The organism is Saccharopolyspora montiporae (genome assembly GCF_015209505.1).
GTDB classification, from domain to species: Bacteria; Actinomycetota; Actinomycetes; order Mycobacteriales; family Pseudonocardiaceae; genus Saccharopolyspora; species Saccharopolyspora montiporae.
On the sequence record NZ_JADEYC010000041.1, the window covers coordinates 1 to 11,292 of the forward strand.

The following is an 11,292-nucleotide window of genomic DNA, read 5'->3' on the forward strand; positions in this document are numbered from 1 at the left end:
CAGCACCGCTTGGTGCTTCATCCGCCGCATGTGGTCGAGCGTGACGATGTCCTTGTTGCCGGTGGCGGTGATCAGCACATCGGCCTGTCCGATCACGGTGTCCAAACGCGCCACCTGGTAGCCCTCCAGCTGGGCCTGCAGCGCGTTGATCGGATCGGATTCGGTGACGATGACCCGGGCACCCTGGCCGCGCAACGCCTCCGCCGAACCCTTGCCGACGTCGCCGTATCCGCACACCACGGCGACTTTGCCGCCGATGAGCACATCGGTGGCGCGGTTGAGGCCGTCCAGGAGCGAATGCCGGATGCCGTACTTGTTGTCGAACTTCGACTTGGTGACCGAGTCGTTGACGTTGATCGCGGGGAAGAGCAGATCCCCCTGCGCCGCCAACCGGTAGAGCCGGTTCACGCCGGTCGTGGTCTCCTCGGTGACCCCACGGATCTCCGCCGCCGCCCGCCGCCACTTCTGCGGGTCGGTGTCCAGGGCGGCGCGCAGCCGGTGCAGGAACGCCTTGAGCTCGTCGGGGTCTTCCTCGGCCGGCGGTGGTACGACGCCGGCCGACTCGTACTGCACCCCGCGGTGCACGAGGAGGGTCGCGTCGCCGCCGTCGTCGAGGATCATGTTCGGTTCCCGGCCGTTCGGCCAGGTCAGCATCTGCTCGGTGCACCACCAGTACTCGTCCAGCGTCTCCCCGCGCCAGGCGAATACCGGCACACCGCGCGGTTCGTCGGGTGTGCCGTAGCGCCCCACCACCGCTGCGGCTGCTGCAGCGTCGTCGGTGGAGAAGATGTTGCAGGAGGCCCAGCGGACTTCGGCGCCGAGCGAAACCAGCGTCTCGATGAGCACGGCGGTCTGCACCGTCATGTGCAGCGACCCGGAGATCCGCGCACCCCGCAGTGGCTCGACCTCGGCATATTCGCGCCGAAGCTCCACCAGGCCCGGCATCTCGTGCTCGGCCAACCGGATCTGCTCGCGTCCCGCGTGCGCGGCATCGAGATCCGCAACGGCGAAGTCGATCCCGTTGCGCGTCTGCCGTTCGGTGCTCATGATCACGCCCTTCCGCATCGGTGCATGCGCATGCCGCGTTGCCGCGCAACGGTACGCTCCGTGCACGTTCGATCGCTTTCCGCGCTCGATCCCGCGGTACGGCGCGGCGAAACCCGGGACAACGGGGCCTCCGGGAGATCACAATCGGGGGCGGAACTCGCCAGATGTCGATCAGCGGTGGACAATCGCCACGGCGGCGGACAACCCGAATGCGCAGGAGGATCCAGTGCAGGTACCCGGGCCCGACACCCGCGTGGTGGAGCTGCGGGTGCACGGCGTTCTCGGCACCACGCCGGACGAGCTCACCGATGCGGTCGCGTCGGTCGACGTCGCCGGAGACGGGGTGGGGCGACTCGTCCGTCCCGCGGACCGGCTCCGGCGGCCGGTTCCCGGTCCGGTACTGGCCACCGGTGATCGCTCCGTGCCGCGCATCGTGGAGGGCTACGTCTGGGGCGGCATGACCTCGGGCGGTTCGGCGAAAGCCACCTGGGCACTGCTCTTCCCGTTCGCACTGGCGAACGTGGCCGCATGGATGCTGCCGCCCGCGCGGTCGGACAGCCGCACGAGCCTGGTGTTGTCCTCCGTGCTGCGCGGCCTGATGCGGGTTTCCGCGCTGCTGCTGACCATGCTGTTCGTCGCGCAGTTGTCGGTGGTGACGCTGGATCTGGTCGCAGCGCAGTGCCTCGGTCCCGGCGCGCAGTGCCTGTCGTTCGTGCCGACCGCGGTGCGCGAGCTCGACGTGCTCCGTTCGCTGCTCGCGCTCGCTCCGGTCGGCTTGGTCGTCCTGCTCATGCACCGGCTGTCCAGCGTGTCCTGGCGCGTGGCCGCGGAGAAGGACGACGCACCGCACCACTCGGCCCTGGCCCCGATGCTGCCGGGGACCAACGTGGTCGCCGATCCGGATACCCCCGCGCTGCGCGCGATGCACGTGATCGCAGCACTGTCCACTGTGGCTCTGCTGGCCCTCGGCGGGCCGTTGACCCCCGCGGCCGATCCGCGCTGGTGGTGCGCCGCAGCACTGCTCGTGGTCGCGGTGGTGGGCACGGTGCTGCACGACGATCCGTCCGCCAGGCGGCATACCCTCCCGGAACAGGCGTTGCGCGCGGCGTTCGGACGCATTCCCCGCCGGGCACTGATGTCGGCGGCTGCCGCGGTACTGACCGCAGCTGCGGTCCTGCCCGGCGAACTGAGCGGCCCCCTCCCCGGCTCGGGATCCACTGTGGACCTGATCACCGCGGCGCTGGTGGTGTCCTGCCTGGCGGTCTGCATCGTGCTGCTGCCCGCGGCACTGCTGGCCCGGCCGAGCTGGAAATCCAGCCCGCGGAACCTGCGCCCGTGGGCGGGCGGCTGGATGAGCGCCCCGGTGCTCATGTCGGCCGGCCTGCTCGGCACCGGGTTCGGCGCGGGACTCGCACTGAGCGTGCGCCGCGCGCTGAACGAATCCGGGCTGCAACTGCCTGCCGCCTACGACGACGTCGCGGTCTTCTGGGGCTCGACGACCATCCTGCTGATCGTGGCCGCCGTGGCCACGATCCCGTGGGTCGTGCTCGCCCGGCGTCGCGCGGCACGCGGCGAGGGCGTGATCCCCGATGAGGTCGCGCTGCTGCATGCCGGGCGACCACAGGACCAGAGCGCCGCGGCGGACGCCTGGAAGTGGGCCGGTCTGCAGCGCCGGTACTCGCACCTGGTGCTGCTGGTGGTCTCCGGAATCCTCGCGGTGAGCACCGTCCTCACGGTGGTCGCGCGCATCATCGGCCTGCCCCGGGTGACCTGGTCCGATTGGCTCGTCGGCGTCGGGGTGGTCGGCCTTGCCTCGCTGGCCATCGGGCTGCTGCGGTTGGTGTTCCTGGCCGCCACGAAACGGGAAGCGGCCCGATACCTGGGCGTGCTGTGCGACCTGGCGCTCTTCTGGCCGCGCGAGGCGCACCCGGTGGTACCGCCGTGCTACGCGCTCAAGGTCGTCCCCGAGGTGGCCGACCGGGCGGCCGAGCACCTGGCCGACCCGGACACCCGGGTGGTGATCGTCGGGCACAGCCAGGGCAGCCTGCTCGCCGCGGTCGCGACCGCTCGGCTGCTGGAGTCGCTGCCCGAGGCCGACCGGCAGCGGGTGGGCCTGGTGACCGCGGGTTCGCAGCTCCAGTGGGCCTATTCCCGGGCATTCCCCGGGGTCGTGCCGCACGACTCGCTGCGCGATCTGGCCGGAGCGCTCGGCGGGCGCTGGCGCGCGCTGTGCCGCGGGACGGATCCGATCGGCGGGGGGGTCACCAGCTGGAATCGCCAGGTGTACGGCGGGATGCTGCTCGGCGTCGGATTCCGGCCCGACGGCACGGAAGGGCCGCTTCCCGCGGCGACCCGCGGCCCGACGGGAGCCCTCGTGCTGGGCTCCGACCACTGGCTCCCGGACCCGCAACGGGGTCCGTTCGAGTGCCGCCGCTGGGTTCCCGGCGTACTCGGGCATGCGGACTATCGCGGCGATCCGGAATGGGACCGCGCGGTAGCGATGGCCGCGGGCCTGGAGAGCCCCAGCCGATCCGCCGCCCTGCCGCTGCACTCGGACAGCCCGACCACCCAGCTGTGCGCGACTTCCGCAGAGGAGGCCGCTGCCCAGGCGCAGCCTGCCGTGCACGGCGGGGACGGCGGAGCGCTGCCGGTGGACGATCTGCGGCGCTCTCCCCAGGAGGACGGTGCCGCCGACGCCACCGACGAGCCGACCGACAGTGGCTCCCGCGAGGCAGGCGCCACGGAACCGCATCGACCCGGCCCCGCGGTACTGCCCGAGATCACCGAACCGCGCGGACGCACCGCCCCGTGGGAGCGCGGCCTGTCCCTGCGCACCTCGCAGGACCGCTGACCGGGGCGCCCGCCCTGCGGCTGTTCGACCGCACGGCCACGCCGACCGGTCGTGAGCACGCCCCTGCGCACCCGCACGGTCGCCTCGACCCTGAGGCGAGGCGACCCAGCACGGTATGCAGGCGGCGCGGCCAGGTATGCAGGCGGCGTGGCCGGGTATGCAGGCGGCGCGGCCGCGGGATCGCCATGCGCTGTGCCCACTCGTCATGAGATCCATGATCCGGAGCTCTACCCGCGATTTCATCACTCGACGTGGCGAACTTTTGTTCGAATGAGCGGGCGAAAAGGGAGCGGCGCCTCCACACCGGGAAGCCCCGCTCTGCCACGACACCGGCGCCGCACCGTTCGGACCTGCGCACGCACCGGTACCACCCGCGAGCGCGCGCCCGCCCCGGCCGGCCCGGGTCCCTCCGGAACCGGCCGGGGCGGTGCGGGATCAGGACTGCTCGTCGGAGACCCCGCCGCCGGAAGCGACGTCCCCGCGCTCGGCCTTGGCCAAACGCGAGTTCCGGTGGCCCCACGCGAAGTAGACGACCACACCGAGGGCCATCCACGCCAGGAACCGGACCCAGGTCAACGCGGTCAGGTTCAGCATCAGCCAGATGCAGGCCAGGATCGCCAGGATCGGCACCAGCGGCACGAACGGCACCCGGAAGCCCCGCGGCAGGTCCGGACGGGTCCGCCGCAGCACGATCACACCTGCCGAGACCAGAACGAACGCGAACAGCGTCCCGACGTTGACCATCTCTTCGAGCTTGTCGGCGGGGAAGAGGCCCGCCGCGATCACCACGACAGCACCCACCAGGATCGTGGCCCGCTTCGGCGTACCGCGCTCCGGGTCGGTCTTGGCCAACGAGCGGGAGACCAGCCCGTCGCGCGACATCGCGAACAGGATCCGGACCTGCCCGAGCAGCATCACCATGACCACGGTGATCAGACCGATCAGGGCACCGACGGAGATCAGCGCGGCGGCCCAGGTGATCCCGTTCTGTTCGAAGGCGGTGGCCAGCGTGGACTGCGTGCCGTCCTCGGTCGTCGCCAGGTCCGTGTAGTGCGACATGCCGGTGATCACCAGCGCGACACCCACATAGAGCACGGTGACGATGGCCAGCGAGCCGAAGATCCCGCGCGGGGCGTTCTTCTGCGGGTTGCGCGTCTCCTCCGCGGTCGTGGCGACCACGTCGAACCCGATGAAGGCGAAGAAGAGCAGCGAAGCGCCCGCGAGCAGGCCGAACACGCCGAAGTTGCTGGTCTCACCGCCGAGCAGCAGCGAGAGCAGCGACTGCTCGATGGCCGGATCGGTCTCGGTGGACGACTCGGCGGGCGGGATGAACGGCGTGTAGTTGCCCGGGTCGATGAAGGCGATGCCGAACACGATCACGAAGACCACGACGGCGACCTTGAGCGTGGTGATCACCAGGCTCACCCGCGCGGAGAGCTTGGTACCCAGCGCGAGTAGCACGGTCAGCACCGCGACCAGCAGCACCGCACCCCAGTCGAACTGCAGCCAGCCGAGGTCCCAGCTCGTCGAGGTGCCGAAACCCAGCAGGCCGAGCACCTGCTCCAGGTAGGTGGACCAGCCCTTGCTGACCGCTGCCGCGGCGACCGCGAATTCGAGGATCAGGTCCCAGCCGATGATCCAGGCGACGAACTCGCCGAAGGTGGCGTAGGAGTAGGTGTAGGCGCTGCCCGCGACCGGGACCGTGGAGGCGAACTCCGCGTAGCACAGCGCCGCGAGCCCGCAAGCGATCGCCGCCAGCACGAATCCGAGCGAAACGGAGGGCCCGGAGATGTCCCCGGCGGTGCGCGCGGCGAGCGTGAAGATGCCCGCACCGACCACGACCGACACACCGAAGACGATCAAGTCCCAGGTGCCGAGATTCTTCCGGAGTTTGGTGTCCGGCTCGTCGGTCTCCAAGATGGATTGCTCGACCGACTTGGTTCGCCACAGCCCAGTACCTGGCACTGCCGCCTCCCTCATTCGTCCCAAAGGTGGACCGCACCCTAGCGGGGCAGTGTTGCAATCCCGACTCCCGGACCGAGCTCGCCCGCGGACTTCGTTAACGCCTTGTGATGCACAGGCTCAAAAGTGTCAACGCACGGTGCAGTTCGCACTCCGAGTCGCCCCAAAGATTGCTCGACTGCCGCGCGAACCCTAATCAACCGGCTCCGAGCAGCACGAACGCGGTCCGGTCGGCCACTCGACGTACCCGCTGCGGGTCGGTGCGTGATCAACCGGTGCGCGGATGCCCCAGCGCCCCCGCCGCGGCGCGAAACGCCTGGGCGGTTCCCTGCTCGTCGAGCTCGACGGGCGCGGTCAGCACCGCGGGGTCACCTGCGGGCAGCCAGACCGACTGCCCGCGGCTGAGCAGCACCTCGCGCTCACCGCCGCCGGGAACGTCCCGCACGAAGCGCAGCGTCCCCTTCGTGCACAGCAGGATCTGCGGGCCAGCGGAATCGATGCGCACCGCAGCGGATTCGGCGGGCGACCAGTCCAACCGGGACAGTTCGAACTCCTCCGCCGGTGTCCGGTAGACGGTCCGGTTCGCGTCCAGCGACTCGCCCTTGAGCACCCGCATGTCCCCGCAGGCGAAGTCCAGCACCCGCAGCAGTTCCGGCACGTCCACGTGCTTCGGGGTCAACCCGCAGCGCAGGATGTTGTCCGAGTTGGCCAGGATCTCCACCCCGGTGCCGTGCAGGTAGGCGTGCAGGTTGCCCGCGGGCAGGAAGATGGCTTCGCCCGGCTGCAGGACCAGCCGATTCAGCAGCAGGCTGGCCAGCACACCGGCATCGTCCGGGTACGCCTCGCCGAGTTCCAGCACGGTGCGGCACTCCAGCGCGAACTCGCCGCGGGCGCGGACGTGCCGCACGCAGGCATCCAGCAGCTCCGGCAGGATCTCCTGCAGGCGGTGCGCGGGCAGCGTGATCCACGTGGTGAACAGCGCGCGCAGGCCGTCGGCGTCGGGTTGCGCGGCCAGCAACGCTCGATGCGCCCGCAGGCTGGGCACCCCCAGCTCGTCCAACAGCCGCACGGTGCGCTGGGCGTCCCGGAATCCGGCCAGCGCGTGGAATTCGGTCAGCGCGCAGATCAGCTCCGGCTTGGCCGTGGGATCCGGGTAGTTGCGGTGCGCGGCGGTGCGCGGAATCCCCGCGTGCTCTTCCCTACCGAACCCCTCGGACGCCTGCTCGGCGGAGGGATGCGCCTGCAGGCTCAACGCCTCGTCGGCGGCGAGCACCTTGAACAGGTACGGCAGCCGACCGCCCCAACGCTGCACGCACTCCTCGCCCAGGTGGTGCTCCGGATCGTCGGCCAGCAGCGCGAGCAGCGACTCCTCGCCGCCGTCGCCGCGCACGACCTTCGACGGGTCGCCCGGGTGGGCACCCATCCACAGCTCCGCCTCAGGATGCGGGGTGGGGACTGGTCGGCCGAGCAGATCGGCAATAGCGGTACGCGAGCCCCACGCGTAGGGGCGCACCGCGTTCCGCAGTAGCTCCACAGTCCTTCTCGCTTCCTCGTCGTGCGCGTGCCGTCACACCGGTGTCCAGCAAATCAGCCGCCCACCGGTGCGGGCATCGGGGGCGCCCGCCGGCACTCCCCGTGGCGGAACGGTGGCTCAGCGCATCGCCATCGCCGACCGGCCGGGCCCGCCGAGCGTGCCGGCGGCCAGCCCCAGGTATACCGAAGCGAGATCGAACCTCGTGGCCACGACGGCGGCTCTCGCGACCGGATCGTTGCCGACCGGGTCGGCGGGGGCCACCAAGTCGGCCCCCGGGAAGTCCCGCTCGGCGGCCTGCACCCGACGCTCGGCGGCTTCACCTGCGCCGACGGCGATCAGGCACACGCGGTACGCGGCGCCGCCCTCGCCGGGATCGGCGAACAGGTCGGCCTCCGACCCGCCGGATGCGGCGGCGCGGTGCAGCGCGGGCTGCTTGGTCGCTTGCGCGTAGGAGGTGTCCTGCCCGGCCACCGCCGCGTGTGCGGCCAAGGCGAACGCCGCGTGCCCGGCCACCGCGGCACCGGGCTCGTCGGTACCGCACAGCAGCGGGGTCCGGTCGGCCAGGCGCAGCGCCAGGGTCTTGGCGGGATTGGACAGGGATTCGTGGCTGAGGTGCGCCCGTTCGGCCTCGCGGTCGAGCTCGTCGGCCAGCGCCCCCAGATCCGCGTCGACCAGGTTCAGCGCGCCGAACACGCCCAGGCCCGCGGCGAGGACATAGCCGAAGGACAGCTCCGGCGGGACGGATACCCGCGGGGGCAGCAACCGGGCGCGACCTTCACCGGCCGCGGCCACCGGGCCTTCGTCCGGGGCGGCCAGCACGACCGAGGCGCCTCTGCGCGCGGCGGTGGCGACGTCCTCGGCGAGCTGCTGGTCACCGCCGTCGTGCGCATGGGCGAAGACCACGTCCAGCGCGCCGACCCACGCGGGCAGTACCTCGGTGACCAAGACCGGGACCGGGCAGCGGGGGCCGGCCAGCGCGGCCAGCAGCCGGCACGCGGCCGGGCCGACACCGGGGCGGGCCAGCAGCACCACCGCGCGCGGTCTGCCGTCGGCGAGACCGTCCAGACCCGCGTCGGAAATCGCTTCGGCGGTCGAGCGCACCTGCGCGCCGGCCAGGGCGGCCGCACGCAGCAGGCCGCGCACATCGGCGTCGGCGAGCCGGCCGGGATCGTCGAACAGCGTGTCGTCCAGCACGCGGATCATTCCTCCCCGGAGGTTCCCTGCGCCGGTCCGCCGACGGCCTCTTCGAGCAGCAGCACCGGGATGCCGTCCCGGACCGGAAACGACCGCTGGCACTCCACACAGGTCAGGTAGTCGGCCTGCGGATCATCGTCGGTACCGGGGCGCAGCTGGGCGTGCGCCGGGCACGGGCAGGCCAGGATCTCCAGCAGCTGCGGTTCCAGGTCAACGGCCACTCTTCCTCCCAAACTCACCGGGTCGGCTCCGGCGGCACTGCTGGCCGTCGCCGAGCGTCAGCCCCGCACCACGGCGAGGACCTCGTCGCGGAGCGCGGCCATCGCACCAGTGTCCTCCGCCTCGACGTTGAGCCGGAGCAGCGGTTCGGTGTTCGACGGACGCAGGTTGAACCACGCACCGCCCGCAAGTTCCACGGTAAGCCCGTCCAGCTCGTCGACACGAGCGCCGTTTCGGTCACCGAACTCGGCGGCGACCGCGCGCATCCGGGCCTGCTGGTCGTCGACGGTGGAGTTGATCTCCCCGGAGGCCGCGTACCGGTCGTAGTCGCTCATCAGCTCGGACAGCGGCTGCTGCTGCCCGCCGAGCGCGGCGAGCACGTGCAGGGCCGCGAGCATCCCGGAATCGGCTCGCCAGAACTCGCGGAAGTAGTAGTGCGCCGAGTGCTCACCGCCGAAGACGGCGCCGGTATCGGCCATCGTCTGCTTGATGAACGAGTGCCCGACCCGGGTGCGCACCGGCTTGCCCCCGTGCTCGGCGACGATCTCCGGCACGGCACGGGACGTGATGAGGTTGTGGATGACCGTCGCGCCGGGTTCCTTGCCCAGTTCACGCACCGCGACCAGCGCGGTGATCGCGCTCGGCGAAACCGGTTCGGCCCGCTCGTCGACGACGAAGCAGCGGTCGGCGTCGCCGTCGAAGGCCAGTCCCGCGTCCGCGCCGACCTCGCGCACCTTGGCCTGCAGATCGACGAGGTTGGCCGGGTCCAGCGGGTTGGCCTCGTGGTGCGGGAACGTGCCGTCGAGCTCGAAGTACATCGGCACGATCTCCACCGGGAGCCCGTCGAACACGGTGGGCACGGTGTGTCCACCCATGCCGTTGCCCGCGTCCACGACCACCTTGAGCGGGCGGATGCCGGTCAGATCGACCAGGCCGCGCAGGAAGTCCGCGTACTCCCCGACCATGTCGCGCTGGGTCGCCGCGCCCTGGGCACCGAGGAATTCCGGCACGCCCTGCGCGACGAGCTCGCTGATCTCGGACAGCCCGCTGTCCTGGCCCACCGGAGCGGCACCTGCCCGGCAGAACTTGATCCCGTTGTACTGGGCCGGGTTGTGGCTGGCGGTGAACATGGCGGCGGGCAGGTCGAGGTGGCCGGACGCGAAGTAGAGCAGGTCGGTGCTGGCCAGGCCGATGTCGATCACGTCAACGCCCTGCCCGAGCACGCCGTCGGCGAACGCCTGCGCCAGACCGGGCGAGGACTCGCGCATGTCGTGCCCGACCACCACCGCCGGACCGCCGACCAGCCGGGTGAAGGCGGCGCCGATCTCGGTCACCACCTCGGCGTCCAGACCATCGCCGACCACCCCGCGGATGTCGTACGCCTTGACGATCCCCGACAGGTCCCGCACGCCTTGCCCTCCTGACATCGAGTCTCCCGCGATGAGGTCGCCGAGCCTACCCGTGATCGATTCGGCGAGGGGCCCCGCGGCGTTCGTCACGACGCGCACCGCCGGCCGGGTCACTCCTCGCCCGGGTCGGGCAGTGCCCGCAAGTGCCCGCGGCGGCTGCCGCCCGACGTACCGGCATCGGCGGGTTCCACCGGCCGGTCCGCTCTGCCCGCTTCCCGGACGGCTTCGGCCAGCGCCGTCAGGTCGTCATCGGACGGCTCCGGCATCTCGAACTCGCCTTCGTGTCGCACGACCTCCCACCCCTTGGGCACCGTGAGCCGTAGCGCATGCGCCTCGCACAGGTCGTAGCTGTGCGGCTCGGCATACGTGGCCAGCGGGCCGACCACCGCGGTGGAGTCCGCATAGGCATAGGTGAGCGTCGCAACAGCCGGGTTCACGCACCCGGTCCGCGAGCACCGCCTCACGCTCCGCACGACACGCACGATAGCGCCCCCGGTCCAGCGGGCGCCGCAGGCACGCGGAATCGGACGCGGCCGGCCGGGTACGACACCGCCGGAACGGCTTGTCCCCGAAGCGGGCGATGAGGCGTACCCTCCAGCCCGTGGTGACCGCACGTGGATCTCGGCGCCGAAGCCGCCTCCGGCGCGACCGCCGGGGCCGCGGCCTGCGCGGACCGCTCTACCCCTCGTCGGTACCGGTGTCGCGCAGCCGCTCCGAGCGGTTCGACGCGCTGGTGCTGGAGGCTCTGGAGCCGATCGAGCAGCGCTGGCACGCCGAGCTGACCGAGCTCGACGTCGCCGTGGACGAAGTGCCGGAGGTCGGCGCGACCGCACCGGAGAAGGTCGTCTGGGACGACGATGTGGTGGTCGACGCGAACGTCCCGCTCGCCCGGCTGGTGCCCGCCGGCGTGGACCGGCGCGGCCTGCCCACGCGGCCCCGGATCGTGCTGTACCGGCGTCCGCTGGAGGCCCGGGCCCGGGACGGCGCCGATATGGCCGACCTGCTGCACGACGTGCTCGTCGAGCAGATCGCGACCTACCTGGGGTTGGATCCGGGCGTCGTCGACGGCCAGTGAG

At 71.5% G+C, this 11,292-nt stretch carries 9 protein-coding genes; 2 read left to right on the forward strand and 7 right to left on the reverse strand.

The annotated features are described in order from the left end of the window. Positions 1-1,047, reverse strand: a 1,047-nt coding sequence (locus IQ251_RS18040; RefSeq protein ID WP_193929945.1) for an adenosylhomocysteinase, incomplete at its 3' end; no start/stop codon positions are given. Between the two features lie 226 nt (positions 1,048-1,273). Here IQ251_RS18040 and IQ251_RS18045 point away from each other — a divergent pair. Then, positions 1,274-3,898, forward strand: a complete 2,625-nt coding sequence (locus tag IQ251_RS18045; RefSeq protein ID WP_193929947.1) for a hypothetical protein — start codon at positions 1,274-1,276, stop codon at positions 3,896-3,898. A gap of 435 nt (positions 3,899-4,333) precedes the next feature. Here the strand turns inward: IQ251_RS18045 and IQ251_RS18050 are convergent, their stop codons facing one another. The 6 genes from IQ251_RS18050 to IQ251_RS18075 all read right to left on the reverse strand — a co-directional run bounded on the left by IQ251_RS18050 (position 4,334) and on the right by IQ251_RS18075 (position 10,689). Further along, positions 4,334-5,863: an amino acid permease gene (locus IQ251_RS18050; protein ID WP_193929949.1), complete on the reverse strand. Its 1,530-nt coding sequence runs from the start codon at positions 5,861-5,863 to the stop codon at positions 4,334-4,336. A gap of 265 nt (positions 5,864-6,128) precedes the next feature. Continuing rightward, positions 6,129-7,394, reverse strand: a complete 1,266-nt coding sequence (manA, locus tag IQ251_RS18055; RefSeq protein ID WP_193929951.1) for a mannose-6-phosphate isomerase, class I — start codon at positions 7,392-7,394, stop codon at positions 6,129-6,131. A gap of 117 nt (positions 7,395-7,511) precedes the next feature. Then, on the reverse strand, positions 7,512-8,597 hold the full coding sequence (locus tag IQ251_RS18060) for an SIS domain-containing protein (RefSeq protein WP_193929952.1): 1,086 nt from the start codon (positions 8,595-8,597) through the stop codon (positions 7,512-7,514). Beyond that, positions 8,594-8,809, reverse strand: a complete 216-nt coding sequence (locus IQ251_RS18065) for a Trm112 family protein (RefSeq protein WP_193929953.1) — start codon at positions 8,807-8,809, stop codon at positions 8,594-8,596. Before IQ251_RS18065 ends, IQ251_RS18060 begins: the two co-directional genes overlap by 4 nt. 57 nt (positions 8,810-8,866) lie before the next feature. Next, the gene (locus tag IQ251_RS18070) at positions 8,867-10,216 is read right to left on the reverse strand and encodes a phosphomannomutase/phosphoglucomutase (protein ID WP_193929954.1); all 1,350 of its coding nucleotides are present in this window, start codon (positions 10,214-10,216) and stop codon (positions 8,867-8,869) included. A gap of 110 nt (positions 10,217-10,326) precedes the next feature. Next, a complete protein-coding gene (locus IQ251_RS18075; RefSeq protein WP_193929955.1) occupies positions 10,327-10,689 on the reverse strand; it encodes a DUF3499 domain-containing protein in 363 nt (120 codons plus the stop codon). 107 nt (positions 10,690-10,796) lie between these two features. Here IQ251_RS18075 and IQ251_RS18080 point away from each other — a divergent pair, with 107 nt between their 5' ends. Further along, positions 10,797-11,291, forward strand: coding sequence for a metallopeptidase family protein (locus IQ251_RS18080; protein WP_193929956.1), 495 nt, complete (start codon positions 10,797-10,799; stop codon positions 11,289-11,291). The last annotated feature ends 1 nt before the right edge of the window (position 11,292 follow it).

What these genes read in the sequence shown, in the direction of transcription:
- IQ251_RS18060 (WP_193929952.1), bottom strand. Translation starts at nt 8,597, where the DNA reads ATGATCCGCGTGCTGGACGACACGCTGTTCGACGATCCCGGCCGGCTC.
- IQ251_RS18080 (WP_193929956.1), top strand. Translation starts at nt 10,797, where the DNA reads ATGAGGCGTACCCTCCAGCCCGTGGTGACCGCACGTGGATCTCGGCGC.